Origin of the sequence: Pectobacterium fontis (assembly GCF_000803215.1) — a bacterium.
GTDB classification, from domain to species: domain Bacteria; phylum Pseudomonadota; class Gammaproteobacteria; order Enterobacterales; family Enterobacteriaceae; genus Pectobacterium; species Pectobacterium fontis.
The window spans coordinates 113,240-139,581 of sequence record NZ_JSXC01000033.1 but is presented as its reverse complement, the minus strand read 5'-3'; the positions used below and the strand labels follow the sequence as shown (position 1 = coordinate 139,581).

24 protein-coding genes are annotated in these 26,342 nt (G+C 53.0%); 9 read left to right on the top strand and 15 right to left on the bottom strand.

All coding sequences use genetic code 11. From position 1 onward, the window contains the following. Positions 1–138: 138 nt before the first annotated feature. Positions 139–1,251 (bottom strand): branched-chain amino acid ABC transporter substrate-binding protein, encoded by a 1,113-nt coding sequence (locus OI69_RS10950; RefSeq protein WP_039350032.1) that lies wholly within the window; start codon positions 1,249–1,251, stop codon positions 139–141. Positions 1,252–1,653: 402 nt separating this feature from the next. Between OI69_RS10950 and panM the strand changes: the two genes are divergently transcribed. After that, the gene (panM, locus tag OI69_RS10945; RefSeq protein WP_039350029.1) at positions 1,654–2,100 is read left to right on the top strand and encodes an aspartate 1-decarboxylase autocleavage activator PanM; all 447 of its coding nucleotides are present in this window, start codon (positions 1,654–1,656) and stop codon (positions 2,098–2,100) included. Positions 2,101–2,164: 64 nt separating this feature from the next. Here the strand turns inward: panM and rpoH are convergent, their stop codons facing one another. The 4 genes from rpoH to ftsY all read right to left on the bottom strand — a co-directional run bounded on the left by rpoH (position 2,165) and on the right by ftsY (position 6,341). After that, a complete protein-coding gene (rpoH, locus tag OI69_RS10940) occupies positions 2,165–3,022 on the bottom strand; it encodes an RNA polymerase sigma factor RpoH (protein WP_039350025.1) in 858 nt (285 codons plus the stop codon). Between the two features lie 331 nt (positions 3,023–3,353). Beyond that, the gene (gene ftsX / locus OI69_RS10935) at positions 3,354–4,322 is read right to left on the bottom strand and encodes a permease-like cell division protein FtsX (protein WP_039350022.1); all 969 of its coding nucleotides are present in this window, start codon (positions 4,320–4,322) and stop codon (positions 3,354–3,356) included. Beyond that, on the bottom strand, positions 4,312–4,983 hold the full coding sequence (ftsE, locus tag OI69_RS10930) for a cell division ATP-binding protein FtsE (RefSeq protein WP_039350019.1): 672 nt from the start codon (positions 4,981–4,983) through the stop codon (positions 4,312–4,314). Before ftsE ends, ftsX begins: the two co-directional genes overlap by 11 nt. Positions 4,984–4,988: 5 nt before the next feature. Continuing rightward, positions 4,989–6,341, bottom strand: coding sequence for a signal recognition particle-docking protein FtsY (gene ftsY / locus OI69_RS10925; protein WP_039350016.1), 1,353 nt, complete (start codon positions 6,339–6,341; stop codon positions 4,989–4,991). Positions 6,342–6,690: 349 nt separating this feature from the next. Between ftsY and rsmD the strand changes: the two genes are divergently transcribed. Both rsmD and OI69_RS10915 read left to right on the top strand, forming a co-directional pair. Continuing rightward, a complete protein-coding gene (gene rsmD / locus OI69_RS10920) occupies positions 6,691–7,266 on the top strand; it encodes a 16S rRNA (guanine(966)-N(2))-methyltransferase (RefSeq protein WP_039350013.1) in 576 nt (191 codons plus the stop codon). A 29-nt stretch (positions 7,267–7,295) separates the two neighbouring features. After that, complete coding sequence (locus tag OI69_RS10915; RefSeq protein WP_161797826.1) at positions 7,296–7,571, top strand: DUF1145 family protein; 276 nt, start codon at positions 7,296–7,298, stop codon at positions 7,569–7,571. Positions 7,572–7,574: 3 nt separating this feature from the next. Here the strand turns inward: OI69_RS10915 and OI69_RS10910 are convergent, their stop codons facing one another. Together OI69_RS10910 and OI69_RS10905 are read right to left on the bottom strand one after the other, a co-directional pair. Continuing rightward, positions 7,575–7,934 (bottom strand): DUF2500 domain-containing protein, encoded by a 360-nt coding sequence (locus tag OI69_RS10910; protein WP_039350011.1) that lies wholly within the window; start codon positions 7,932–7,934, stop codon positions 7,575–7,577. After that, positions 7,934–8,254 carry a DUF1820 family protein gene (locus tag OI69_RS10905; RefSeq protein ID WP_010681394.1) on the bottom strand — a complete coding sequence of 107 codons (321 nt, stop codon included), beginning with the start codon at positions 8,252–8,254 and terminating at the stop codon, positions 7,934–7,936. Before OI69_RS10905 ends, OI69_RS10910 begins: the two co-directional genes overlap by 1 nt. Before the next feature lie 179 nt (positions 8,255–8,433). Between OI69_RS10905 and OI69_RS10900 the strand changes: the two genes are divergently transcribed. Beyond that, entirely contained in the window at positions 8,434–9,063 is a 630-nt protein-coding gene (locus tag OI69_RS10900; RefSeq protein WP_039350008.1) for a lysoplasmalogenase, read from the top strand. A gap of 92 nt (positions 9,064–9,155) precedes the next feature. Further along, positions 9,156–11,522: a zinc/cadmium/mercury/lead-transporting ATPase gene (locus tag OI69_RS10895; RefSeq protein ID WP_039350005.1), complete on the top strand. Its 2,367-nt coding sequence runs from the start codon at positions 9,156–9,158 to the stop codon at positions 11,520–11,522. A gap of 113 nt (positions 11,523–11,635) precedes the next feature. Here OI69_RS10895 and tusA read toward each other — a convergent pair whose 3' ends face one another. Next, positions 11,636–11,881, bottom strand: coding sequence for a sulfurtransferase TusA (gene tusA, locus OI69_RS10890; protein ID WP_039350002.1), 246 nt, complete (start codon positions 11,879–11,881; stop codon positions 11,636–11,638). Positions 11,882–12,118: 237 nt separating this feature from the next. Between tusA and OI69_RS10885 the strand changes: the two genes are divergently transcribed. Together OI69_RS10885 and OI69_RS10880 are read left to right on the top strand one after the other, a co-directional pair. Next, the gene (locus tag OI69_RS10885; RefSeq protein WP_039349998.1) at positions 12,119–12,796 is read left to right on the top strand and encodes a 7-cyano-7-deazaguanine/7-aminomethyl-7-deazaguanine transporter; all 678 of its coding nucleotides are present in this window, start codon (positions 12,119–12,121) and stop codon (positions 12,794–12,796) included. Between the two features lie 185 nt (positions 12,797–12,981). After that, positions 12,982–13,548 (top strand): DcrB family lipoprotein, encoded by a 567-nt coding sequence (locus OI69_RS10880; RefSeq protein ID WP_039349996.1) that lies wholly within the window; start codon positions 12,982–12,984, stop codon positions 13,546–13,548. A gap of 39 nt (positions 13,549–13,587) precedes the next feature. On the opposite strand, the gene OI69_RS10875 is transcribed toward OI69_RS10880, so the two are convergent. Further along, on the bottom strand, positions 13,588–14,784 hold the full coding sequence (locus OI69_RS10875) for an MFS transporter (RefSeq protein WP_039349993.1): 1,197 nt from the start codon (positions 14,782–14,784) through the stop codon (positions 13,588–13,590). A gap of 243 nt (positions 14,785–15,027) precedes the next feature. Between OI69_RS10875 and yhjD the strand changes: the two genes are divergently transcribed. Both yhjD and kdgK read left to right on the top strand, forming a co-directional pair. After that, complete coding sequence (gene yhjD / locus OI69_RS10870) at positions 15,028–16,041, top strand: inner membrane protein YhjD (protein WP_039349992.1); 1,014 nt, start codon at positions 15,028–15,030, stop codon at positions 16,039–16,041. Between the two features lie 148 nt (positions 16,042–16,189). Further along, positions 16,190–17,122 carry a 2-dehydro-3-deoxygluconokinase gene (gene kdgK, locus OI69_RS10865; RefSeq protein ID WP_039349989.1) on the top strand — a complete coding sequence of 311 codons (933 nt, stop codon included), beginning with the start codon at positions 16,190–16,192 and terminating at the stop codon, positions 17,120–17,122. A 96-nt stretch (positions 17,123–17,218) separates the two neighbouring features. Here kdgK and OI69_RS20070 read toward each other — a convergent pair whose 3' ends face one another. From OI69_RS20070 to bcsG, 6 genes are all read right to left on the bottom strand, one after another. Further along, positions 17,219–17,362 (bottom strand): hypothetical protein, encoded by a 144-nt coding sequence (locus tag OI69_RS20070; RefSeq protein WP_167335187.1) that lies wholly within the window; start codon positions 17,360–17,362, stop codon positions 17,219–17,221. A gap of 327 nt (positions 17,363–17,689) precedes the next feature. Continuing rightward, positions 17,690–19,270: a methyl-accepting chemotaxis protein gene (locus OI69_RS10860; protein WP_039349986.1), complete on the bottom strand. Its 1,581-nt coding sequence runs from the start codon at positions 19,268–19,270 to the stop codon at positions 17,690–17,692. Between the two features lie 456 nt (positions 19,271–19,726). Then, complete coding sequence (locus tag OI69_RS10855; protein ID WP_039349983.1) at positions 19,727–21,217, bottom strand: M16 family metallopeptidase; 1,491 nt, start codon at positions 21,215–21,217, stop codon at positions 19,727–19,729. Positions 21,218–21,568: 351 nt separating this feature from the next. After that, positions 21,569–22,861 carry a dicarboxylate/amino acid:cation symporter gene (locus OI69_RS10850; protein ID WP_039349981.1) on the bottom strand — a complete coding sequence of 431 codons (1,293 nt, stop codon included), beginning with the start codon at positions 22,859–22,861 and terminating at the stop codon, positions 21,569–21,571. A gap of 319 nt (positions 22,862–23,180) precedes the next feature. After that, entirely contained in the window at positions 23,181–24,332 is a 1,152-nt protein-coding gene (locus OI69_RS10845; RefSeq protein ID WP_052198353.1) for a diguanylate cyclase domain-containing protein, read from the bottom strand. A gap of 368 nt (positions 24,333–24,700) precedes the next feature. Next, on the bottom strand, positions 24,701–26,341 hold the full coding sequence (gene bcsG, locus OI69_RS10840; protein WP_039349975.1) for a cellulose biosynthesis protein BcsG: 1,641 nt from the start codon (positions 26,339–26,341) through the stop codon (positions 24,701–24,703). Position 26,342 lies beyond the last annotated feature (1 nt).

Below are 26,342 nucleotides of genomic sequence, written 5' to 3'. Positions count from 1 at the left end.
CCCGCGCCTTACAGCAACGGGGGCTTCGGTATTGAGGGATTCATAGCGGTACACGCTCAGGGGGCGGAGAATGTTCTCCACGCCGAAGAGGCAAACAACGGCGTATTCACCCGTTCCCGCCTCTCCCCCGCATGATGATTATTTCACTGCGCTGGAAGTACCGTCTTTGTGCCACTCAAATACGCCAAATTCAAACCCTTTCAGGTCACCTTTTGCATCCCAGCTTAACGGCCCCATGACGGTATCCACAGGATTCGCTTTCAGATCCGCGACCAGTTTTTCCGGCTCATCGCTACCCGTGCGGGTCATCGCCGTCGTCAGCGATTGCAGCGCGGCATACGTCGTCCACACGAACGGCCCCGTTGGATCCAGTTTCTTGGCTTTCAGCGCATCCACAATCGGTTGGTTAGCAGGCACCTGATCGTAACGCTTCGGCAGCGTTACCAGCATGCCTTCAGACGCATCGCCCGCGATGTTGGACAGCGAGGAGTTACCCACGCCTTCCGGCCCCATGAATTTGGTTGTCATGCCAGCCTGACGAGCCTGACGCAGAATTTGCCCCATTTCCGGGTAGTAGCCGCCGAAATACACGAAATCGACGTTCTCTTTTTTCAGACGCGCCACCAGCGTGGAGAAATCTTTGTCACCCGCCGTCACACCTTCAAACAGCACAACATTCGCACCGGCTTTTTTCAGGCTATCCTGAACAGAGCGGGCCAGACCTTCACCATATTGCTGCTTGTCATGAACCACGGCGATACGCTGCGGTTTGAGGGATTCGACAATATATTTCGCTGAGGTTGGCCCCTGATCGGAATCCAGCCCGGTCGTGCGCAGCACCATTTTGTAGCCGCGCGTGGTCAAATCGGCGTTGGTCGCCGCAGGCGTAATCATGATCACGCCTTCTTCTTCATAAATATCAGACGCAGGCTGCGTGGAGGAAGAACACAGATGGCCAATTACATAACGGATGCCGTCATTAATGACTTTGTTCGCGACGGCAACCGCCTGCTTAGGATCGCACGCGTCATCATATTCAACGCCAACCAGTTTGTTACCGTTGATGCCGCCTTTTGCATTGATATCGGCAATGGCCTGACGCGCGCCGATAAACTCCATATCGCCATATTGTGCAACCGGGCCAGACATCGCCCCAACAACCGCAACCTTAATATCGGCAGCGCTGACTGCGTGACTAAACGCCACAGCCATACAACCCATCAGCAATACTTTACCTTTACTGAATTTCATTCTTTTTACCCCATCTGTCATTATGGATATTGCCGAAAACTGAATATTTTCTGCCGTAACCTGCTATTTTCTTATAATTAAGAAAGGCTTAGGTTATTATTAGTCATGTTTTCTAATAAGGCTTTATTTTTCATATTATTAAACAGGAGTTTTATGCTGCAAATCAACTAGCCTCGGCAGAAACAAGCGGAGCAAACAGCACAAAACACCAGATGTAAAAACCAGCATCCAATTTATATATAGTCAGATATTCTACTTTGTGCATTAATTGTTGATGGATTACTCGAAAAACAAAGAATGAGAAAACATTTGCCCTATTAACCATAACGCTCAAATTACACAACTGTTCCACTACAAGACAACTACATTATCCTTCACTCATATGATGGGGTGCCGATAAAAATGAAACTCACCGTTGAATGCCTCACCCAATTCAGCCCTCAGGATAAAATTGATTTGGCGAAAATCTGGCCACATCAAAACATTGATTTATTAGAAGCCGGATTAAAACCAACCCGACGACTCTTTGCCGCACGTTTTAACGATCGGTTACTGGGAGGAATGCTGGTCGAAATTGCAGGGGATTATGCGGAACTGAGCGATTTGATGGTGCGTGAAGTCACAAGGCGACGCGGCGTAGGGCAGCTTTTGCTTGATGAAGCGCGCCGTCAGCTCCCTGAAGTGAACGAGTGGTGGCTGGCTACGGCCAATCATGCCGCGATCAAAGAGGAAGTGTTGGCACGATTTATGGTGTCCTGCGGCTTCTCACCCGTATCCGGCGGCTGGTGTTATATTCGTAGAAAAGAACCGCTGATCCTTGACGAAATCCATTCAGATAAGCCGGACTGACATCAGACAAAAACAAAACGACCGGGCACTACCCGGTCGCAACGGAAAGAGACAAGAAAAGCGATTAGGCTTCTATCGCCGCTCGCAGTTTTTTCATTGCGTTCTTTTCCAACTGACGCACACGCTCTGCGGAAACACCGTATTGGTCGGCAAGCTCCTGCAAAGTGGATTTGTTGTCATCGTCCAGCCAGCGCGCACGGATAATATGCTGACTACGCTCATCCAACCCTTCCATCGCATAGGTGAGCTTATCGGCCGCATGCGTTTCCCAGTTATCTTCTTCAATGCCATCGGCAAAGTCAGACGATTTATCCTGTAGGTAAAGCATTGGCGACATCGCTTTGCCGTCGTGCGACTCTTCTTCCGGCGTCGGATCAAACGTCATGTCCTGCGCCGCCATGCGGGATTCCATCTCACGCACGTCTTTGCTGGTCACGCCCAGTTCACGCGCCACGAGTTCGACTTCATCCTGATTAAACCAGCCGAGGCGGGTTTTCGTCTTCCGCAGGTTAAAGAACAGCTTACGCTGTGCTTTGGTGGTCGCGACTTTCACGATACGCCAGTTACGCAGCACGTATTCATGAATTTCTGCTTTGATCCAGTGTACGGCGAAAGAAACCAGACGCACGCCGACTTCAGGGTTGAAGCGACGCACCGCCTTCATCAGGCCGATGTTCCCTTCCTGAATCAGGTCTGCCTGCGGCAGGCCATAGCCGGAATAGTTACGGGCAACGTGAATAACAAAACGCAGGTGTGACAGAATCAGGTGCTTAGCCGCATCCAGATCGCCCTGATAATGCAGCCGTTCAGCCAGCGCCCGCTCTTCCTCCGCCGTCAGCATTGGATAGGCATTGGCGGCACGAATATACCCTTCCAGACTGCCCTGGGGAACTAAGGTGAAAGTTTGCATATCGTTGGTCATTCAACCCTCTCAGTTACTCTACTCGTCATATTGCAGTTAGCTATCCTAACACTGCTTCACCGCCACATTTTACGCAGAAATGGCAAAATACGGCACCTTGACGCTGATTGATTCAAATTGTGGAATCTGTCTATTCAGACTGTGATTTCGCTCGCAAGTTCCTATCATTTTATTCACCTTATGCCAGAGATCAAGCAGGAGAAAAACGAGACGCTAACGTACGAAAAGCCAAGGGAAAAACACAGCGGGAAGAACAAAGATGCGATGTCGCTGAGGGGGTTTCCCCTGCAATACGGTCTGAATTACAGGGGATAATGATAGCAGAAAATGCTTACTCTGGTGTAAAGCGGCGTAAATGTTGCACCGTTGCCAACCAGGCGGCTAACCAACCAATCATGCCAGCGATTAACAGCAGCAGCAGGGATTCATCCCAGCTTAATCCTTTGACGGCAAATGTCGTACCGAAAACAGCGGCGACCTGTGCCACCACCGCATCCAGTTTCCAGACCAGCGCCTGCGATAAAATCAGAGACAGTACCGCGCCACCCACGCCCATCACCGCGCCACCGTTCAAAAACGGACGCAGAATAAAGCCGTCTGTTGCGCCAATCAGCTTCATCACATTGATGGTGTCGCGACGGCTGAAAATACTCAAACGCACGCTATTGCCGATCACCAAAAACACGGCAACGACCATCAGGACGCCAATCGTCACGGAAATTTGCCCAACCAGATTGGTCAAGGCCACCAGCCGGGCAAACCAGCTATCGTCCATCCGTACTTCATCCACGCCTTGCGTCGCCGCCACGCGATCGCGCAGCGTTGTCAGCGTGTTGGAATCCTGAAAGCTCAATTTCGGCGTAATAATCGCGACGGCAGGGAGCGGATTTTCTTCTAACATATCCAACGCGCCGCCAAATCCTGACCAGTTGCGAAATTCGCCCATCGCTTCATTGCGCGACAGATAATTAACTTTATCGACGCCCTCTTCAGCCTGAAGCTGCGTGATTACCGCCTGCGCCGCGTTGTCATCCAGCGATTTATCCAGATATACCGTCAGTTGCGGCGAGGGATACCACTGTGTGGCGGCCTGACTGACGTTTTTCCACACCAGATAGCAGATGCTGGGCAACGCCAGCGAGATAGCGATGACCATCACGGTCAGAAACGTCGCCAGCGGCTGGCGCAGCATATCCGCCAGCGTACTCATCCAGGCATAGCGCCACTGCTCCTGCCAGCCGCCACGTAGCGCTTTCGCTTTAGTGCCAGGCTGCTTTGCATTACGGACGTTATTCGCCATGATGGTTTCCCCCCACCATGCGGCCATCTGATAGCGTCAGCACACGGTAATTACGGCGGGCAATCAGCCCGGTATCATGCGTTGCCATCAGCACAGTGACACCAACACGATTGAATTCTTCAAACAGGCGCAAAATGCCTTCTGACAACGCTTCATCCAGGTTGCCGGTCGGTTCATCCGCCAGCAACACCGCGGGTTTATTCACCACCGCGCGCGCAATGCCCACGCGCTGCTGCTCACCGCCAGACAGTTGGATAGGGTAGTTTTTCGCTTTATCCAGCAGGCCAACCTTGTCCAGCGCGGCGGATACCCGACGACGAATATCCTCGCTGCTGGCGCCCGCAATAATGAGCGGCATCGCGACATTGTCATAGACCGTGCGCTCCATCAGCAGGTTGTGATCCTGAAAGATCATGCCGATCTGACGCCGCAGGAACGGAACTTCGCGTTTCTTCAGGCGGCTAATGTTGTGACCACCAAACAGAATCTGACCCGCGCTGGGGCGTTCAATGCCACAAATCAGTTTCAGCAGGGTGCTCTTCCCCGCACCGGAATGGCCGGTCAGGAACGCCATTTCCGCTGGGCGCAGATGGAAATCCACCCCTTGCAACGCCTGACGCCCACCGAGGTAAGCTTTACTGACCTGTTCAAAACGAATCATCCGTTTTAATCCTCTCGGGCAAAAAGTGCCTCAATAAAGTCATCGGCCTTGAATGGCCGTAAATCTTCAATACCTTCCCCTACCCCAATATAGCGGATAGGAATAGCGAACTGATCCGCAATGGCGAAAATCACGCCACCTTTGGCGGTGCCGTCCAGTTTAGTCAACGTAATACCTGTCAGCCCGACCGCTTCATTAAACAGCTTGGCCTGGCTCACCGCGTTCTGTCCGGTACTGGCATCCAACGTCAGCATCACTTCATGCGGCGCGTCTTCGTCCAGCTTCTTCATCACGCGTACGATCTTCTTCAACTCTTCCATCAGGTGCGCTTTGTTCTGCAAACGCCCGGCGGTATCCGCAATCAGGACATCAACACCGCGCGCTTTCGCTGCCTGAATCGCATCGAAAATCACCGAGGCCGAATCCGCGCCCGTATGCTGCGCGACTACAGCCACGTTATTGCGCTGTCCCCAGACCTGAAGCTGTTCAACCGCCGCTGCACGGAAGGTATCCCCCGCTGCCAGCATCACGGATTTCCCCTGAGCCTGGAACTGACGCGCCATTTTCCCGATGGTGGTGGTTTTACCCACGCCATTAACGCCAACCATCAGAATGACATAAGGGGTTTTGCCTTCGATATTCAGCGGGGCGTCCACCTTAGCAAGAATCTCCGCCATTTCGTCTTTCAGTTTAACAAACAGCGCATCAGCATCTTTCAGTTGGCGACGGCTGGCGTGCTCCGTCAGGCTGGTGATGATCTTACGGGTGGTTTCAACGCCGACATCCGCAATCAGCAGTTGTTCTTCCAGTTCATCAAACAGATCGCCGTCGATTTTCTTACCGCGAAACAATCCGATAAATCCTGAACCGAGATTCTGGCGTGTTTTCACCAGACTGCGTTTCAGGCGCGCGAAAAATCCTTCTTTCGTTGGACGTTCTTGCTCTTGCGCAGCAAGGGGAATCTCATCCGGCTGGTCAGTTTCCTGCTCTGCCTGCTCGGCGACATCAGGCTCTGGATCCGCGACCGTCGCACTTTCGGCGATCTCAACCTGTACGATCGGATCGGCAACATTTCGATCGAGAACGTCATGATCGACGAGGTCACGATCGTCTGATGGGGTCATGATGGGGGCAGAAACGACAGGCGCTTCCGGCAGCGGTGGTTCTACCTGCTCTGACGGGTGATCGGCGATCGGGTGAGCCGCGGCGGCGGCATCCGGCTCCACCGCTGATGGCGGTTCTTCAACAACCGTATTCTCTTGAACAACAGGTTTTTCTTGTGGCTGCTCCTGTTGTTTTTCTTCCTGTTTCCCTAATCCCAGCCAGGAAAAAAAACCGCGCTTCTTTTCTTTTGACATGTGCGATCGCGCTCCACGCTGCTCACCGCAGCGAATCAATCAATGAAAATCATATTTAAACAACAAGTTTAACACTTTCCTGCCGACAGCAACACGCAGCGAACGGGAGCAATGGCAGACAATTCACCTCACGATCTGCAATCTTCGTAACGAAAGGCAATCTCCGTAACGAAGTGTGTCAAACACCGTGCGTACGCGAAAGGTCACGAACAGGACAAAATGTTGGGTTACGCGCTTTAACGTCTATCTTAACGTTCCCTCTGTACGCAACCGCCGCTAGAATAGCGCCAGAAATTTCCTGCCCGTATCCACACCATGATGATACGGCACAACAATAACCCTGTGAGCTATGGCTAAAAAAAATCCATCGTCAGCCGCCGGACAAATCCGAATCATCGGTGGTCAATGGCGCGGCAGAAAACTTCCGGTTCCTGATAGCCCCGGTTTACGTCCCACCACCGATCGCGTGCGGGAAACGTTATTTAACTGGTTGGCTCCCGTCATTCAGCAGGCACGCTGTCTGGATTGTTTTGCTGGCAGCGGTGCGCTTGGGCTGGAAGCCTTGTCCCGTTATGCTGCCCACGCCACACTATTGGAAATGGAGCGTGCAGTCGCCCGGCAATTAACGCAAAATCTGGCGCTGCTTCAGGCAGACAACGCCGAGGTGATCAATACAGATGCCCTAAGCTGGCTGGCGCAGTCGGGTACGCCGTTTGACGTCGTGTTTCTCGATCCGCCGTTTCGTAAGGAACTGCTGAACAATACGCTTGCGCTACTGGAACAGCAGGGCTGGCTGGCACCAGATGCGTGGATTTATGTGGAAACCGAGGCGGAAAACGCGCAACTGACTATCCCAGAGAATTGGCAACTGCACCGTGAAAAGATTGCGGGTCAGGTCGCCTACCGCTTATACATCCGTCAATGATCTTCACAGCGACGTAAGGGTAAGAGATGATTTTGATTAACCTTGGCAGACTCTTGATGCTGGGCGTGTGGGGGTTTCTGTTGCTTAACCTGATTCAACCGTTTCCCAAACCGTTGAATATCTTCATGACCGTGGCGATGGTGTTTATGATCCTGATGCATGGTTTCCAACTGCTGCTGTTAAAATCCAGCCAGCCGAAAGACAGCCCCGCGCTAAACCGCGCGCTTCAGGCACGCATTTTCTTGTTTGGCGTGTTTGAACTGCTGGCGTGGCAGAAAAAGCAACCTAAGCCACCAAAGCCGTAATCGCTACCTTTGTTGGGGCACAAAGCGAATAAAGCGCGTGCCCTTTAACTGCAACGATCCCTGCATACCCGTATCAAGCGGGTGATAATCCCTGTTATCAAGGCGTAACGTGATAGTCGCGCCGCCGGAAATCGGCCTGAACGTGACTTCATAAAGCATGTCCTCAACGACCATCCCCTGATGCTCGCGCGCTCGCCGCCGCCGACGGGGAAATTCGCGTTTATGTTCTATCTCGGCAGCCACAATACGCAGAGGAGCCGCGTCATTCAGTGCTTCCTGATGACGTTGGCGTTGATACTGCCGCGCCGCCAGCACCAGAATCGCGCCAACGGCCAAAGCCAACAGCCAGGGGAAATCATTCATCAGGGTTTCTTGCCGGGCAGATAGGGGAACGCGGTGACGTTATCGCCTAAATCAGAAATGCGGGCACTGCCTTTTTCCGTCACGGCATCAATGCGAATGATCGCCTGTAGCGGGATAAAACTGCGGCTAACGCCGGAGAATTCCGTTTTCAGTTTCTCGGTTGACGGGTCAACCAGCACCGTAGACTGGCTATCAAACACGAAGTCGGCAATTTCAATAAAACCGAACAGGCTGCTCTGAACCAACTCACGCACGTAAAGCTGGTAATTTTTACCGTTATTTATAAATTGAATACGATAAAGCGCGGATTCATTACTCATTCAACACAATGCTCCCTTTGAAACTTCACGGCGTAAAAACGGGCGATAACATAGCATGAAGCGCATGAAAATCGCATCCGTCTCACTGAAGTTGTTTAACTTCCTCACATATCCCCTACACTGAATAAAAACGGTTTATCTTTATTCTGATACCAACAAAAACACCAAAAGGACGCGCTATGCTTTGGTCATTTATTGCTGTGCTTTTTTCTGGTTGGCTGTATGTGGATGCCAGCTACCGTGGTCCAACGTGGCAGCGCTGGTTATTCAAACCGGTCACGATGCTACTGCTGCTGGCGCTCGCCTGGCAGACGCCGCTGCTTGGTGTACCGGGCTATCTGATTGTTCTGGGATTACTGGCAACGCTGGTGGCCGACACCCTGCTGTTGCCGCCGGCTCAGCGCCTGCTGTACGCATTTGGTGCCTATTTTCTCTCCCACCTGCTGTACACCATTAGCTTTTTTACCGGACAAATGGCGCTCACGTTCTTCTGGCCGCTGGCGTTAACGCTCGTGATTCTGGCTGCGATCCTCATCGCCGTTATCTGGGGAAAATTGGAGGAACAGCGCTGGCCCGCCTGCGCGTTTATCATCATGACGACGTTGATGGTGTGGATTGCCGGTGAGCGCTATTTTGCGCTGGGAACCAACGCGAATTTCTCCCTGCTGACGGGCACGGTGCTGCTGTTTATCGCCCATGCCATCTGGCTGATTCACCATTACCGTTTGCCGTTCCGCGCCCATCAGGCGATAGTTGCAGCGGGCTATTTTGGCGGTCATTTCCTGATCGTTCGCTCCCTCTATTTTTAAGGTTGGTGACATCGCTGAAACACTGGCGCTGTCTTATGCGGCGTTGTACAGTTCTTTATGAGAATCGCTATCACTCACAATAGGAGGAAGAGATGCACTCTCATCAGCACCACCACAGCGCGGAGAAATCAGCCTGCTGTCATAGCGGCGTTCATCAGGCGTCGCGCAAAACCGCGCAACATGCCAAAAGCTGCTGCCATGCGCACACACAGCATTCGACCCACGCCGATCACAGTTGCTGTTCCAGCAAACACGCGTCTGACGCCGTAGTACAAACTGCATGTAGTACAGAGCAGCCTTCTTCGGATGGCAGCGGTAGTACGGAGTCAGACGACCCCGACGGCGGAGACAGCGACAGGCCCCGCTCCAACCAGCGTTTCAGTTGGAAAATCAGCGGGATGGATTGTCCCAGTTGCGCACGCAAAATCGAAAATGCCGTAAAAAATCTCACCGGAATTGAGCAGGTCAACGTACTGTTCGCGACCGAAAAATTGGTTGTCGATGCCGATACCGATATTCGCCCTCAGGTTCAACGTGCCGTTCAGCAAGCAGGCTTCACCTTGCAGGATACTGCGCTCCCCTTCACACCACTTGCTACACCTACCGCACGTCATTTCGTGCATGAATATGGTTTTTTAATACTTTTCACACTGCTGGCTGCGGCAAGCTGGGGATTTTCCCTCCTCAGCGAGCGCGGCGGGCAGATCGCGTTTATCGCAACGACGCTTGTCGGACTGGTTCCTATCCTGAAAAAAGCGGCACGGCTCATCCGCACGGGAACCCCTTTCGCGATTGAAACGCTGATGAGTGTCGCCTCTGTCGGCGCACTCTTGATTGGCGCCACCACCGAAGCCACCGTTATTTTGCTGCTGTTTATGCTGGGCGAATACCTGGAGTCTTACGCGGCCAACCGCGCACGCTGCGGCGTCACCGCGCTGATGGCATTGCTTCCCGAAGAGGCCACAGCGATTGTTAACGGGCAGCGACGCCTCGTTTCTGTCGCCAGTCTGGTTCCCGGCGATGTGATTGAAGTCGCTCCCGGCGGGCGACTTCCCGCCGATGCGGAACTCTTGCACAACGACGCCAGCTTTGATGAAAGCGCGCTGACTGGCGAATCGGTTCCCGTGGAGCGTACGTCCGGTGAAAAAATTGCAGCGGGCAGCCTGTGTGTCGATCGGGTCGTGCAGTTGCGCGTGGTTTCACAGCCGGGCAACAGCGCCATCGACCGTATTTTGCAACTGATAGAAGAGGCGGAAGAGCGCCGTGCGCCGATAGAACGCTTCCTCGATAAATTCAGCCGTTATTACACACCAGCCATTATGTTGTTGTCGCTGCTGGTGATTGTGGTGCCACCGCTGCTGCTGACGCAGCCGTGGCAAGCGTGGATTTATCGCGGCCTGACGCTGCTGTTAATCGGCTGCCCGTGTGCGCTGGTGATCTCAACACCTGCGGCGATTACCTCCGGGCTGGCCGCAGCCACACGCCGCGGGGCGCTGATTAAAGGCGGTGCGGCGCTGGAAACGCTGGGCAGTATCAGGACCATCGCCTTTGATAAAACCGGCACGCTGACGCAAGGCAAACCGCAGGTGACGGACGTGTTACCCGCCACCGATATAAGCGCAACCGCACTGCTGACGCGCACCGCGGCGGTGGAGTTGGGTTCACATCACCCGCTTGCCAAAGCCATCGTCCAGCATGCATTGGAAAGCCATACCTTCCTGCCGCTGGCGGAAAACCGCAAAGCGCTGGCGGGTGTTGGCGTGGAAGGCACGATAAGCGGTAAACGCGTTCAGGTCAGCGCGCCCACCCGCGTGGCACCCGACCTGCTCGATGCCGACTGGCTACAGCAGATTGACGCGTTGGAAAGCACAGGGAAAACCGTGGTGGTGGTACAAGAAGACAACAGGCTGCTCGGTGTGCTGGCGCTCAGCGATACGCTACGCCACGATGCCCGTGAGGCGGTAGAGGCCTTGCAGCAGTTGGGGATTCGTAGCGTCATGCTTACCGGTGATAATCCCCGTGCGGCGGCATCCATCGCGGCGACATTAGGCATCGATTATCGCGCCAGCCTGCTTCCTGCCGATAAGGTCACGGTGACCAGCGAGTTGAGCAAGCCACATCCCGTCGCGATGGTAGGCGACGGCATCAACGACGCCCCCGCGATGAAGGCCGCAACGATTGGGATTGCGATGGGAAGCGGTACGGATGTGGCACTGGAGACGGCCGATGCCGCCTTAACACACAGCCGCCTGACCGGACTGGCGACCATGATTAGCCTGTCGCGAGCCACACAGCGTAACATTCGTCAGAACATTGCCATTGCGCTGGGGCTGAAAGCCGTGTTTCTGGTGACGAGCATTCTGGGCATTACCGGACTGTGGCTGGCGGTGCTGGCAGATTCCGGCGCAACGGCGTTAGTCACCGCCAACGCGCTACGGCTGCTGAGAAAACGGGACTAATATTACCGTTAATGCTGGCTGTGAGTTGAAGGAGCGAGATACACGGAGCGAGGTCCACGCGAGTGGACCGAGTAGTGCAGCCAACGCACCTGCGGCTTGAAATATGACGAGTATTATTGGCCTTTGCGCAACAAATAACGGTAGGGAAGCTGTTCGGTTTCCTGCGCCAGAAGCTCGTGCTCCATGTACACGCAAAAACCGGGAATATCACGGGTGGTGGCCGGATCGTCGGCAATAATCAGCAGCGTTTGCCCGGTTTCCATCTGGCGTACCGTCTTACGCACCATCATCACAGGCTCAGGGCAGCGCAGCCCCTGCGCATCAAGGGTTTTATCTGGATTAGTAAAGGGATCGGTCATCAACGTTCTCAGTGCTGGAATCAAAAAACTGCCCTAGTTTACGCGGCGGATTGCCCGACGCAAGCGACGACAACCTTTGCGCCTAAAACAACCCTCTTTTGCTGGCAAAACACATGGTCGTAGCGAAATAATTGCATTAGCAAGACAATTGCGTATTATGCCGCCACGTTGCAGCATAAATCTGCACGTACATTATTTCTTGGGTTCCCTCACCCCAATAACCAAAAAGGTCACATTATGTATCGTTTTACTCCCCAGCAGCGGCTTACGGCGCTGATCTGGCTCTCGTTGTTCCATATCCTGATTATTACCTCGAGTAATTATCTGGTGCAGCTTCCGGTGCAAATTTTCGGTTTACACACCACCTGGGGCGCGTTTACCTTTCCGTTTATTTTTCTGGCCACTGACCTGACGGTTCGTATTTTTGGTGCGCCGCTGGCGCGTCGTATTATTCTGACCGTAATGGTGCCTGCGCTGGTCATTTCCTATCTGGTGTCATCACTGTTTTATCAGGGGTCGTGGCAGTCGTTTGGCGCGTTAAGCCAGGTGAATATCGTCGTGGCACGTATCGCCTGCGCCAGCTTCATGGCGTATGTTCTCGGTCAGATTCTGGATGTTCACGTCTTCAACCGTCTGCGCCAGCAACGTGCGTGGTGGATCGCGCCGGCCGTTTCGATCGTGTTTGGTAATTTCAGCGACACGCTGGCCTTTTTCTTTATCGCGTTTTATCGCAGCACCGATGCTTTTATGGCGGCGAACTGGGTTGAAATTGCGATGGTGGATTATGCCTTTAAGATTTTGATCAGCCTGGCATTCTTTCTACCGATGTACGGCGTGATGCTGAACATGGTACTTAAACGTCTAAGCGAGCAGAAAACCCCGGCAGACTACCACTCCGTCAGCAGCCACCCGTAATGCCCATTAGGCGGCGAGTAGCGTCGCCTTTTTCTCTCAATCACTCCGCGTTTTGTAAAAAACGCGCAGGATCCCACAACGGTTTGCAACAACAAAATGCTTGTTTTTGCTATCTGAATAAGGTGCCATACTGTTACGATTTTTTTAAAAAGATTATCGCTTCAAAAACGAGAGAAAGGGATCCCATGTCGAATGTAATCAAATACCTCGGTGTCGGCTTACTTGTCAGCCTGCTTGCCGCTTGTGATGGCAAAACAGATGACACCGCAAAAGCAGGCGCACAAGATAAACCAGCAGCAGAAGCCATCGCGAGCCAGAACATCGAGCTACTGGAGGGAAAAATTGCATTTACCCTGCCAGCCGATATGCGTGACCAGAGCGGTAAAGTCGGTACGCAGGCGAACAACATGCACGTTTACGCCAATGACAACGGGCAGAAAGCGGTCATCGTGATTCTGGGTGACAACACTACGGAAGAGTTGACCGTACTGGCGCAGCGTCTGGAAGATCAGCAACGCACGCGGGATGCCAATCTTCAGGTCGTCACCAACAAAACCATCGACGTTGACGGCAAGAAGCTGCAACAGCTCGACAGCATTATCACCAGCAGCGGGCAGCAAGCTTATTCTTCTGTCGTGCTGGGGAAAGTGGAGAATCAACTGCTGACCTTGCAGATCACGCTGCCAGCCAGCAACCAGCAACAGGCACAGAGCGAAGCGGAAGGCATCATCCACACGCTGAAGCTGAAATAATCAGCGCTGTCGCCAAATAGCAGCCACTTCGGTGGCTGTTTATCCGATTGCCGTACGCTGCGTCAGCCGCCACGTCAGTGCCAGACCGCCTAGCCCCAGCAGCGCGGCTGCCAGATAAATAGACGCGATGCCGGTATACCCCATCAGCCCCCCCGCCACTGGCCCGACAACGCCCAACGATAGATCAAGGAAGATGGTATAAGTTGCCAGCGCACTGCCCTGATTCTGCGGTGAAACAGCCTGAACGGCGACAACGCCTAATGCCGGGAACACCAGAGAGAACCCCGCTCCCGCGAGGAACGCACCGACTTCCGCCATCAGTGGCAGCGTCGCTCCCCACACCAGCAGCAAACCGATGATCTCAACCACAAAACACGCCATCGCCACGCGTAATCCGCCAAACCGCTGAATACTGTTAGGAAACACCAGCCGTGCGCCGACGAAAGCACAACTGAAAATCGTCAACGTCAGTGCGGCACCGTCCCAGTGGCGATCGGCATAAAACAGCGTGATAAAGGTCGCGATCACGCCAAACCCCGCTGAAGCGATCGCCAGAATAATGCCGTAAACCCAGACTTTCCCCAGCACTTCGCGGAAGGGAATTTTTTTCCCCGGCGCGACCTGCACGGCGGGGCGTGGCAGCGCAAAGAAAATCGCCACCGTCGCAATCAGGATAATGCACACCGAGAGCAGTTTTAACCCACCGATATGGTTGAGCCAGACGCCAAGCGGTGCGCCAATCGCCATCGCGCCGTACGTCGCAATACCGTTCCATGAAATCACGCGCCCAATGTGTCGGGAACCCACCACGCCAACGCCCCAGAGCGTAGCGCCTGTGCCCGCAAAACTCTGCCCGGCTCCCAGCACAATACGCCCGACACACAACAGTAGTAGCGTGATCGCCGGCGAGGCGTCGCTAAAGGCCGCCAGCAGGTAAAACACCCCGCTCAACATGACACCAGCCAGCCCCCAGACGACAATGTTCTTCGGCCCTTTTTCATCTGCCGTACGGCCCGCATGTGGCCGGCTCAAGAGCGTGGAAAAATATTGCAGACTGATCACCAGCCCGGCCCAGAACGCGCTATAGCCAAGATGATCGTGTACATACCCCGGTAGCACCGCTAGCGGTAAGCCAATATTCAGATAGCTGGCGAAGTTGAACGCTACAATCGAAACGATGCGCAGATTAAGGCGCAGACCGCTCAGCGACGGTTCGGATGGAGAAGGTGTCGGCATGGAAAATTCACTCGCTTAACGTCCGTGTATGACGTACGTTCAAAAAAACATCAAAAAATCATATTGCTATATACTCTAAATCATTCGAGTTTCAGGAAGGCGGCAAGAGAAGGAGTCCCGATGAGCTTACTCAAGTAAGTGATTCGGGTGACCGAACGCAGCCAACGCACATGCAACTTGAAGGATGACGAGTATATTGTTGGTTATAATCAATCTTATAATCCCGAACACAGGAGAAACGCAATGCCTGTACCGGCAGACCCGGAACGTCAAATCTCGCCAACCCCTGTGGGGAATACCGCGCCACAGCAGTCCCTCTCGTTGTTGGGCAAGGCCAAACGGCTAGCTGCGCGTATTCAGGCGATCCCCAGCGTAGCACACCTGATTCGTGCTGGTGAACGCTTCAACGATCGCATGGGTAACCAGTTTGGTGCGGCCATTACCTATTTCTCCTTTCTGTCACTGATCCCCATTCTCATGGTGTCTTTCGCCGCCGTGGGCTTTGTGCTGGCTTCCAATCCCGACCTGCTGACAGGTCTGATCAACCGTATCGTCAACAGCATCAGCGATCCTAATCTGGCGACTACGCTGAAAAATACCGTCAACACCGCCGTGCAGCAACGTACCACCGTCGGGCTGACCGGTTTGCTGATCGCGCTCTATTCCGGCGTCAGTTGGATGGGAAACCTGCGTGAAGCGATCCGTGCCCAATCACGCGACGTGTGGGAACGGAACCCGAAAGATGAAGAGAAGATTTACTTTCAGTACACGCGGGATTTCCTATCGCTGACCGGGCTGGTCATTGCGCTGATCATTACGCTGTTCCTGACCTCGGTTGCCGGCACCGCGCAAAATATGATTGTGACCGCGCTGGGGCTGGATGACATCGAGTGGCTACGCCCCGCGATGACGCTGATTGCCCTGTCGATCTCCATTTTTGCCAACTATCTGTTATTCCTGTGGATATTTTTTGTTTTGCCGCGCCATAAGCCTAAACGCAAAGCGCTCTTTCGCGGTACGCTGATCGCCGCCGTGGGGTTTGAGGCCATCAAGTTCGCGATGACCGTGGCGCTGCCTAAACTGGCCAGTTCACCATCCGGTGCGGCGTTCGGTTCGGTTATTGGCCTGATGGCGTTCTTCTACCTCTTCGCGCGTCTGACGCTCTTCTGCGCCGCCTGGATCGCCACCGCAAACTATAAAGGCGACACCTCAACAGACAAGAATGAGCGGGAGACAGAACCGCCCTCACCTCGCTAAAAGCAGTGGGAAAGCACTGGTTTTCCGATCTGCGTCATGAAAAAATAAAACATCGTTTCAAGGCTATTGACTCAGTCTCACGTAATGTTGAGACTGACGTTAATTTCCGCATTTTTTATACCCAGCTTTTTCAAACAGGCCAAAAGTGATGACAACTACTAACATTGCCGTAATCGGCGAATGCATGATCGAACTGTCGCAGAAGGGCACGGATCTTAACCGTGGATTTGGCGGCGATACGCTGAACACCGCCGTTTACATTGCCCGTCAGGTCAACGCCGATAAACTGGGCGTGCATTACGTGACCGCACTCGGCACCGACAGCTTCAGTGCCGAGATGGTCGCCGCCTGGCAAAAAGAAGGGGTGAAAACTGACCTGATTCAACGGCTGGACAACAAACTGCCCGGTTTATACTTCATTGAAACCGACGATAGCGGCGAGCGTACCTTCTACTATTGGCGCAATGATGCCGCTGCCCGCTACTGGCTGGACAGCCCGGAAGCAGAAAAAATCGGTCAATCACTGGCACAATTTGACTATCTCTACCTGAGCGGCATCAGTCTGGCGATTCTGAACGCCGAAAGCCGTCAGCGTCTCCTCGTCCTGCTGCGCGCCTGCCGCGCCAACGGCGGTAAAGTGATTTTTGATAACAACTACCGTCCTCGTTTGTGGCAGAGCAAGGAAGAGACGCAACAGGCCTACACCGACATCCTATCCTGCACGGATATTGCCTTCCTGACACTGGATGACGAAGACATGCTGTGGGGCGTGAAGCCGCTGGAAGCCGTGCTGGAACGGACACACGGTTTGGGCGTTAACGAAGTGGTCATCAAACGCGGTGCCGATTCTTGCCTCGTGTCAGAGCGCGGGAAAGAATTGGTCGATGTCCCTGCGGTCAAGCTGCCAAAAGAGAAAGTGGTCGATACCACCGCCGCAGGTGACTCTTTCAGTGCAGGCTATCTGGCAGTTCGCCTGAATGGCGGCAGCACACAAGAGGCCGCACAGCGCGGGCACCTGACGGCCAGTACGGTCATCCAATACCGTGGCGCAATCATCCCGCTTGAGGCGATGCCGGCGTAACCGCCGTGCCCCACATTAGTGAAAAGGCCGCGATTGCGGCCTTAGAGGATGGTTCATCGGTATGGTAGAAATCTACCTTACCGATAAGTTTGCAACTTAACGCGCTCCAGGCGGGCTCATCGGCTGTTCCTGGAAACCGCCGCGTGGACCGCCACCGCCACCGCCCGGAGGAGGGAACAGACAACCACTCAACATCGTGATCAGTGCGATCACCCCCGCAGCTTTAAGAGTACGACTCATATTTTATTCCTCGGTGCATTGATGAAACACGAAGGATGATAGAAGCGGCGCAAAGCAGTAACAACGAGATTTTTCCTTAAAATCCATTTATAAATAAAGAGTTACATTATCTAACGCACGACTGACGATATCCCGTATATTCCCCTACGTAAGCCTTTTCCCTCATCGGGATAACACCATTCATGTAAGCACGAATTCAAGGGGAAACATGGAGATGAAGCTCCGTAGGGAGATCTCACCCTGTGATCTCCCCCCGAAACCTTACGCTTTAGCTAATAAGCCGCTCGCGTGCAGAAACACTGTCTTCGTCACTCTATTTGGCGACGATTATCTCCCCAGATACAAACGAGGTTGAGCCGCCGTTGGTGTAACCTGAAATACGGCGACGGCTTGTACGAGTTGCTGGGCCTGTTCTTTCAGGCTTTCCGCAGCAGCGGCACTTTCTTCCACCAAGGCGGCGTTTTGCTGGGTCACGCTATCGATCTGAGTGATAGCCTGTCCAACCTGTTTCACCCCTGAGCTTTGCTCCTGACTGGAGGCGCTAATTTCAGACACGATATCCGTGACTTGATTGATCGCGGCCATCACTCGCGTCATGGTTTCGCCTGCCTCATCGACCAGGTGGCTACCTTGCTCGACCTGCCCGACGCTGTTGGTGATGAGTGCGCTGATCTCTTTCGCCGCATTGGCGCTACGTTGCGCCAAATTGCGCACTTCAGAGGCGACAACGGCAAAGCCACGACCTTGCTCACCTGCTCTTGCGGCTTCTACCGCAGCGTTCAGCGCCAGAATATTGGTCTGGAAGGCAATGCTATCAATGACATTGATGATGTCCGAGATCTTTTTCGAACTGTTGTTGATACCTTTCATGGTTTCTATCACGCGTTCGACCATCTGCCCGCCTTCCGCTGCCAACGTTGATGCCCCGGATGCCAACTGGCTAGCCTGACGGGCATTTCCGGCGTTATTGCTGACCGCGGAACCTAATTGCTCCATTGTGGCGGAGGTTTGTTGCAGTGCGCTGGCTTGTTCTTCTGTTCGTTGACTCAGATCCTGATTGCCCTGAGAAATTTGGATACTGGCTGTTGCCAGACTTTCGGCATTATTGCGTACACTGGTGACTATTCCCGATAGGGATGCTTGCATCTCTTTCAATTGTGCAAGCAGGCTCACATGATCGTTATCCTTGACGGGAATCGGATGAGAAAGATCGCCCTGCGCCATCAGGTTGACCATCTGTGAGGCCACCAGCGGTTCTCCGCCCAACTGGCGCAGTAGACTGCGCAGAATCACTGCTCCCAATAAAATCGATGCCAGCGCAACCAGAATGACCGCGAGGAACGAGATGATACGCGTGCTCATATCAATATTTTGCTGTTCCGTTACCTTGGCGTTGGCTAATTCATCCTGTGCTTTTTTCAATGCGAATAATGCGCTAAATGTTTGATCCGCATTTACTTTAACTTCATTTTTATTAATTTCGCTGGCATTTTTCATATCGCCAGATTCAACCGCTTGTACCTGATGTTCCATGCCTTTACGCATCAACGTATACGATGAGAGTAAGCCGTCAAAAGATGACGTCATACTGCTATCAATAATGGGTTTAAGCGTATTGAGCAGGGTTTCAACCTTGGTGAAATTCTCGGTGTTTTGGCTTTTCCAGGTCGCGATCGAGGCTGGATCGCCAATCGCGATCATACGAAGGATATTGATATCGACGCGGGTGAGAAGGCCATCAATCTGGCCGATGATCGATGCCGCCTGGTAGTCTTTTTCATACAAGCTTTGTAATTCTGCTGTGGTATCAGCCTGACGGGAAAGCAAAAATGCAGCCAGTATCATAAAAGAGAGAATGATTGCCGCGATCATTGTTGCTAATTTTTTCTTAACACTCCACCTATTCATAGATTGCTCTCAGATTGTCATCGTCTGACGTTGTAAACACAGACGGCCTTACGGCATGGTCTGCAATATGACGAAATTAGTCCCCTTCTCGTTCATGAAGAATATCGACCATTAGTTGAGCGCACTTGAATACAAAAGGTATAGTGAGATCAAAATATTATGTAGGAATTGTAACCAAATATTAATTACTCAATTCAATTATTGATTGAAGAAATCAATAACAATGAAATTAATTTGGTCAAGGAATAATAAATGAAATGGACAGGTAAAAAAGCGAATCTTGTGCTGCATACTGCTCACTGAAGCGTGAATTTAGGGGAAAACACGATCTGAGGTTCCGCCGGGAAACCTCACGCGATAGTAGCTCCCCCAAAAACCGCCACAGCGCGGAGGAGGGAACAGACAACCACTCAACATAGCGATCAACACGCTCCCCCGGTGCCAAAAAGCGTAGCCTTACTGCCCGACAGCCGATTTTTCCGCTTCAGGTGCCGCTGTCGCGGCACTGGCCGCCGGTTCAGCGCTTGGCGTCATAATCCGATCGTAGGCGTCCTGTAACGCCTTCATATTCGCTTCTGGCTCACCCGGCTGTTGAATCAGCATCAATGTCGTATCCTGCACCAGTTGCTGGTGTAGCTCCTGATTCAGCATATCGAGCGTCAACGCAGACAGATAGGTCTGACGTAATTTCTGATACTGCTCGGGAGCGATATCCACAACGCCATTTTGCTGAGAGCGTAACCGCTGGTCCATCAAGGTGTCTGTACTGGTACGCGCATAGGTAGCGAACAACTTGTTCAGTTCGTCCGTCTTACGTGCAATCAGCACATCAAATTCTTGTTGTGATAGCCCTTTTTCACGCAGCGTCGCCAGCTCACGCGCCATAAACGTCACGCTCGGCTCAACGCCCTCGCTATTCGCGACATCCATATGAATCGCGCACTGAGAACGGGTATAAAATACATTGCAGTCGAAACGGAGATTATTGCCCTTCAGCGAACTCTTCTCCAGCGACTGCTGTAGATGCCAGAACATGGCTTCCCGCGTCATGTCTCCCAGCCAGTAGCGAACCAACGCCTGCGATTCGCGAATCGGCTGCCACGGCGCATCCCACATTAGCGATACCGTATCTTGCTGGACATTGTTATTCATCAGGCTGATCGCCTGCGTCGGCAGCGGGCTTAACGTCGGTAACGGCGCGGGTGCTTCGCGTTTCCCTTCCAACGGAGAGAAGACTTTACCAATTTGCTCGACCACACTGCGGTTATCCACATGACCGACGATGTACAACGTCATCGCATCTGGCGTATACCAGGTTTTATAAAATTGCTGAAGCTGCTCGCCATTCAACGGTGGTTTGACATCCTGAGCAGGATCGTGCGCCAGCAAGGGCGAGCCTTTCAGGCGATAGCGCCAGCTTGGATCTTGCGGGTTAATCGGAAAGGTCGCGACCTGATCGGGCACCTTCAGTGCAGCTTGTAGGCTTTTTTCGTCGAACGTCATCTGCCCTGCACTTTCAGCCAACCATGCCAGCGCCTCTTTTAGCAGCTCGGGACGATTATTCGGCAAGCTCAGGTTATACGACGTGAAATCGTACGAGATCATTGCCGGAGGCAGGACGCGAGCACCATTAGCATCCTGCCTCAGCATGGAAGGTAACTGGGCAACGGACAGTTTATCGCCAGGCGCTAAGGCCAGACGGGGAAGAAAATGCGCGAAACCGACTTGCTGGGCGTTTTCCAGCAGCGATCCGGCATTAACGACCAGACGCAGCTCAACCCGATCGCCGGGGCGCTGTGGCGTGGTTAATAGTTGCCAGGTAAAACCATTATCAAGTTTGCCCTGCTGCCAGGCAGGATCGGGCTGTAGTGCTTCAGCCTGCACGCTGCTGCTGACCACAGTCAGCAACAAACCACCAACGAAAAGCGCCTTTTTGGTGCCCTGCATGTGAACCCCTACTCATAGCTATCCAACATAATAATGTGGTTATTGTTGATCATTATGGTGGCCTTGCGTCTGCCACCGCACACTCTCGTGGATATATCACGGAAAAAATTGAAGACGCGAAGTGTACCATTCCCTTTGACAGCGCGCTTTTATCTATGTCACCTCAAGAGACGAAATAATCTGCAAAAAAGGGAAAAATTGTCATATTTAACAATATTTTTACGTCTCGCGGCAGGTCAGAAAAGGGGGGGAACGGTTTGGCTTGATGGGTTTACAGACAAAAAAATTCCCCACGGGGCGGAACGCCGTGGGGAATGGATTGAGACAACGATAGTAGAATGGCAACCAGAATTATGACTGCGCCGTCGGCGTGGCCGCGCTATCGTTTTTATTCGTACCAGACAGTTCAGCATCCAGCTTCTTCTCATCCAGCTCGCGGCAGTATTTCGCAACCACGATGGTCGCCACACCGTTACCGATCAGGTTGGTCAGCGCACGAGCTTCTGACATGAAGCGGTCAATACCCAGAATCAGCGCCAGACCGGCAACAGGCAGGTGGCCTACCGCAGACAGCGTGGCCGCCAGCACGATGAATCCACTGCCCGTCACGCCCGCTGCACCCTTAGAGGACAGCAGCAGCACCACCAGCAGCGTAATCTGATGCCAAATATCCATGTGGCTATTAGTCGCCTGAGCGATAAATACCGCCGCCATCGTCAGATAGATTGAGGTGCCATCCAGGTTGAATGAGTAGCCAGTCGGGATAACCAGGCCGACGACAGATTTCTTACAACCGACCTTCTCCATCTTCTCCAGCATACGTGGCAGCACGGACTCAGAAGAAGATGTGCCCAGTACGATCAGCAGTTCTTCACGGATGTAACGAATGAATTTGAAGATACTAAAGCCCGTGGCTTTGGCAATACTGCCCAGCACCAGGAACACAAACAGAACACAGGTGATGTAGAAGCAGGCGATCAGTTGTCCCAGTTGCACCAGCGTACCGACACCATATTTACCGATGGTGAAAGCCATTGCGCCGAACGCACCCAGCGGAGCCAGTTTCATGATCATGTTAATGACGCCGAAAATGACCTTGGAGAAGCTGTCGATGACATCAAAAATCACTTTGCCTTTTGGGCCTAAGCGATGCAGCGCAAAGCCAAACATCACAGCAAACAGCAACACCTGTAAGATATTACCGCTGGCAAACGCGCCGACGACACTCGCCGGAATCACGTCCATCAGGAACGGAATCAGCCCCTGTTGTGAAGCCTGTTGGGTATAAACCGCCACCGCAGACGCATCCAACGTGCTGGGATCGATGTTCATGCCCACGCCAGGTTGCACGACATTGACCACGACCAGGCCAATAATCAGCGCAATAGTACTCACAATTTCAAAATACAGCAGAGCGGCCGCACCAGTACGACCGACCGACTTCATACTTTCCATGCCTGCGATACCGGTGACCACCGTACAGAATATAACCGGCGCAATAATCATTTTAATTAATTTAACAAACCCATCGCCCAGCGGCTTCATTTGCTCGCCAAGTTGGGGGTAGAAATGCCCCAGCAGTATCCCTATTGTAATGGCAGCAAGAACTTGAAAATAAAGACTTTTAAAAATTGATGTTTTCATACATACGTCCTATGGTGGGGAAAACACAGGAGGGGAATAGGGTACGAGAATGCCGCCTGTGATTGCGCCGAAAAGTAACATTGCAATAACAAGCTGAGAATGTTTTATAAGTTTAGTTTGTGAACGACAGGTTAAAAACAAGAGCTGAATCACGTCAGCAAGAATTATAAAGAAACATCAATGCAATTTACTTGTAACAGATGCACATTTTTGCAGCAGATAAATCACGTTTAAAAACCCTCAACCCCGCGCCACACGGGGAGGATGCTTTTCAGGAAGCCCATCAACAAAAAATAACATTTGTGTTACTTACGAACATTCAGGAAGGCGTGGTGAGACGATAAATACCCGTATTTTTATCGCGTCGCGCCATCTGCATGGCAAAACGCGCTTGTGATAAAAGCAGCGTCGCGTCCTCAGGTCGAGGATCGGTAATTGTCAGGATACCAGTGCTGATAGCCCGTGCAGGCCGGAGATCCGCAGGTAAAAAGGGGGGATTGATCGCCAACATGATGTTTTGCGCCCACTCTTGTGCGTGTGCCGCAGACTCCAGCGTTTTCCCGATGATGGCAAACTCATCACACTCGAGGCGTGCCAGATAGAGGATCCCGACGTCATTCTGCTCTTCTATCACCGCATTGAACTGCTTAGCCAGCGCGGCGATATCGCCCTGCTGGCAAGCAGAGGCATCAAGTCCAAAAACCACCAGGCTGAACGGTGCGGCATCGGCCAGGCGCTGTTCGAGACGTCGAATAAAATGCGCTTTATCCGGCAGCCCCATGCCTTCTGTTCCGGCAGTCAGAGACTGTTCCAGCAGTTGTTGATTGCGATTATAGCTGCGCACCAGCGCGCCCAACTCATCGTCCTGATGCCAGGGCGGCAGCGTGAGCGGGCGGTGGAGCATGGCGTCCGGCGGTAGATTCTGCAACTCGACAATAATCCCCCGCAGCGGGTGTATCAGCAGCCGATTAATACACCAGGTAATGGCGATCGACATAATCAACGCCAGCAGCAGATACGTCGCCAGCATGGTTGAAAACGTGCTGACGATGAATTGATACATCCGGTAGGAATCGGCCTGCAAAACCAGATGCGCCAGCGGTGCCGAATATTGCGTCTGCGGCGGAGAATAGAGCGGGATAGAGATGCGGATGGGTAGCTTAAAGACCCGCGCAATCCAGTCCGGCACCGGACGTTCTTTCGGGAAATTGGCGTGCAGCGTTTGGAAATCGTCCGGCAGCAGTACATCGGCCCGGCTAAGAAAGGCAACGGGCAGCAGGCTATCCAAGATATTGCCAGCACGCTGAACTTCACCTTGCAGCACGGCATCCGTCAACGGTTGGCGCACAGAGTACGCAATGCTCTCCAGTTGTCGGGCATAATCATCACGGCGTTGATGAACAAAGTGAAAGAGCTGTATGACGATAAACAGGCTGATTGTCACCAGTGCCACGGCTGACACGGCTGTCATCTGTTTAATCGTTAATGAACGTCTGAGCCGCAAGCGCTTTCTCCGTCAACCTTATTATGCAGACCTGAACACCCGCCCTTCGGGATAAATCCGGCGGATAGCACACAACATGAAAAGCGCGCCGCGACAAATGGCACGCTGCGTGTAGTATAAGGCAGCTTATCGTCGCCTCAACGCTGTTTTCTACTGGTGTTCGGGGGATTTCGTCTTAATCCTACCCCCAACGGCAGCGGTAACGCGGCCTCAGAATAGGGGATATCCCCTGCATAAGCCAGCGCGGCTATTTTGGAGCAGACAGAAGGGAACCCATGATGTCAGGAAAGAATCGGGCAGATGCGGCATCTGCCCGATAACGTGGTGTGATGACGTTATTGCGGATAAGGCACCCAGTCGCCACCGTTCAGCCGAATATAGGGTTTTCCCTGATATTGCATCACGATAGCGTTCTCATTCTCCGAGATCGCTTCCGTTTGCGGCAACGCGCTCGTCAGCGTTTGCCAGTCTACCGCCGGGGCAGTAAACACTTTGCCGTCCACCAGCCGCGCCACCAGTTCCGAAATCGCCAGATAGCTGCTCGGAGAGGTAATCTCCACCGCATCACCCTGATGCGGTGCCTGTAGACCAAACAGCTTCACGCCGACGGGAATATGCGTAATGCTCGGGCTGGGAATATCACGCAGCCCAGGCATTTGCATCTTGTCGCCCGCCAGCGCCGCACCGTGCTCCGGCACCACAATCACCATCACTTTGCGACCGGATTTCTGCAACTCGTCAAAAAACGCATCCAGTTGGTCAAACAGAATCTTCGCGCGTGGCGCATAGTCTGCTGACTGATTAGTGCCCACAAAGCGGTTACCGTCATGAAGCGGGATCAGATTAAAGAAGGTCGCGTTACGTGTCGTCGTCGCTTTGCCTCGTTCACCCAGCCAGCGGTTTAACAACTCCAGATCGTTATAGATTGGCTCACCGTCGAACGACGTAATCTGGTGGCTGATCCCCTCCTGCGACAGCATCGGGATTTGAATATCACCCTCTTCACGTACCTCGCGCAGGTAATTCCCGAAAACACCGGAATGGTCGAGCATCAGTTGTTCTTCAAAACCCAGTTTCACCAAATTACTGAACAGGTAACACTGCTGGTTCACTGGCTGGTACAAATCGGTATGGGACTGTTGACCACAGCTTGCCCGCAGCAGGCGAATGGACGCTGGCCCACTATAAGCGGTCGCGGAGTTAAACTGGCGGAACAGAATGTCGAACTTCTTCCACAGCGGATGGTTTTCCAACTGTGCCACCTCTAAATCCGACCACGCCAGAGAACAGATATTGATAATCAGCAGATCAAAAGGTTGCGCATCCTGCGGCAGCACGGTGGGAAACACCGTAGTGCGCGCTTTTTCTCGCGTATAAAACTGATTCAGGTAAGCCGTTAGGTTCACACTCGTTGGCGGTAGGGTGGCCTCGGGCAACGCGGCGTCGGCACCCGTTGGAGAAGCGGCCGCCGAGGAGGCAGTCGTCGTCGATACCACGGGCATCAGCGAAACAGCAGGGCCAGCCAGATTGACGACGTTTAGCCATGCCAGCGCCGCCACGGTAAATACCGTAATGCGAATCCACTGCGCGAAAAACAGGTAGGCTACGATAATGACCACCGCCGCGCCGACCATTTGCCAGTTAATAAAGCGGTTTAACAGCTCCAGCAAATAGGCCGAGCTAAAACCCGCCACCTGCGTTCCCTGACTGAGAATGCTATTGATACCCGGCAGCCAGGTATCGTGGTAAAAAAGCCCGATCCCGAGAGGGATAGCAATAATATGACGCCAGCGGTGCAGCGTCATATTGGGGATCGGAAACAGCAGGAACGCCAGAAAGACCAGATTAAGCAGCGGATGAAAATTCAGGTAGCCAAACCATAACAGGGCAAATTTCAGCAAAAAATACACATTCCAGGCACCGAGCCCACGCCAGTAACGCCATAGATGCTGCTGTTTACGTGTTTTTTGGTCCATT

What these genes read in the sequence shown, in the direction of transcription:
- OI69_RS10950 (WP_039350032.1), bottom strand. Translation starts at nt 1,251, where the DNA reads ATGAAATTCAGTAAAGGTAAAGTATTGCTGATGGGTTGTATGGCTGTG.
- panM (WP_039350029.1), top strand. Translation starts at nt 1,654, where the DNA reads ATGAAACTCACCGTTGAATGCCTCACCCAATTCAGCCCTCAGGATAAA.
- rpoH (WP_039350025.1), bottom strand. Translation starts at nt 3,022, where the DNA reads ATGACCAACGATATGCAAACTTTCACCTTAGTTCCCCAGGGCAGTCTG.
- ftsX (WP_039350022.1), bottom strand. Translation starts at nt 4,322, where the DNA reads ATGGCGAATAACGTCCGTAATGCAAAGCAGCCTGGCACTAAAGCGAAA.
- ftsE (WP_039350019.1), bottom strand. Translation starts at nt 4,983, where the DNA reads ATGATTCGTTTTGAACAGGTCAGTAAAGCTTACCTCGGTGGGCGTCAG.
- ftsY (WP_039350016.1), bottom strand. Translation starts at nt 6,341, where the DNA reads ATGTCAAAAGAAAAGAAGCGCGGTTTTTTTTCCTGGCTGGGATTAGGG.
- rsmD (WP_039350013.1), top strand. Translation starts at nt 6,691, where the DNA reads ATGGCTAAAAAAAATCCATCGTCAGCCGCCGGACAAATCCGAATCATC.
- OI69_RS10910 (WP_039350011.1), bottom strand. Translation starts at nt 7,934, where the DNA reads ATGAATGATTTCCCCTGGCTGTTGGCTTTGGCCGTTGGCGCGATTCTG.
- OI69_RS10905 (WP_010681394.1), bottom strand. Translation starts at nt 8,254, where the DNA reads ATGAGTAATGAATCCGCGCTTTATCGTATTCAATTTATAAATAACGGT.
- OI69_RS10900 (WP_039350008.1), top strand. Translation starts at nt 8,434, where the DNA reads ATGCTTTGGTCATTTATTGCTGTGCTTTTTTCTGGTTGGCTGTATGTG.
- OI69_RS10895 (WP_039350005.1), top strand. Translation starts at nt 9,156, where the DNA reads ATGCACTCTCATCAGCACCACCACAGCGCGGAGAAATCAGCCTGCTGT.
- tusA (WP_039350002.1), bottom strand. Translation starts at nt 11,881, where the DNA reads ATGACCGATCCCTTTACTAATCCAGATAAAACCCTTGATGCGCAGGGG.
- OI69_RS10885 (WP_039349998.1), top strand. Translation starts at nt 12,119, where the DNA reads ATGTATCGTTTTACTCCCCAGCAGCGGCTTACGGCGCTGATCTGGCTC.
- OI69_RS10880 (WP_039349996.1), top strand. Translation starts at nt 12,982, where the DNA reads ATGTCGAATGTAATCAAATACCTCGGTGTCGGCTTACTTGTCAGCCTG.
- OI69_RS10875 (WP_039349993.1), bottom strand. Translation starts at nt 14,784, where the DNA reads ATGCCGACACCTTCTCCATCCGAACCGTCGCTGAGCGGTCTGCGCCTT.
- yhjD (WP_039349992.1), top strand. Translation starts at nt 15,028, where the DNA reads ATGCCTGTACCGGCAGACCCGGAACGTCAAATCTCGCCAACCCCTGTG.
- kdgK (WP_039349989.1), top strand. Translation starts at nt 16,190, where the DNA reads ATGACAACTACTAACATTGCCGTAATCGGCGAATGCATGATCGAACTG.
- OI69_RS20070 (WP_167335187.1), bottom strand. Translation starts at nt 17,362, where the DNA reads ATGAGTCGTACTCTTAAAGCTGCGGGGGTGATCGCACTGATCACGATG.
- OI69_RS10860 (WP_039349986.1), bottom strand. Translation starts at nt 19,270, where the DNA reads ATGAATAGGTGGAGTGTTAAGAAAAAATTAGCAACAATGATCGCGGCA.
- OI69_RS10855 (WP_039349983.1), bottom strand. Translation starts at nt 21,217, where the DNA reads ATGCAGGGCACCAAAAAGGCGCTTTTCGTTGGTGGTTTGTTGCTGACT.
- OI69_RS10850 (WP_039349981.1), bottom strand. Translation starts at nt 22,861, where the DNA reads ATGAAAACATCAATTTTTAAAAGTCTTTATTTTCAAGTTCTTGCTGCC.
- OI69_RS10845 (WP_052198353.1), bottom strand. Translation starts at nt 24,332, where the DNA reads ATGACAGCCGTGTCAGCCGTGGCACTGGTGACAATCAGCCTGTTTATC.
- bcsG (WP_039349975.1), bottom strand. Translation starts at nt 26,341, where the DNA reads ATGGACCAAAAAACACGTAAACAGCAGCATCTATGGCGTTACTGGCGT.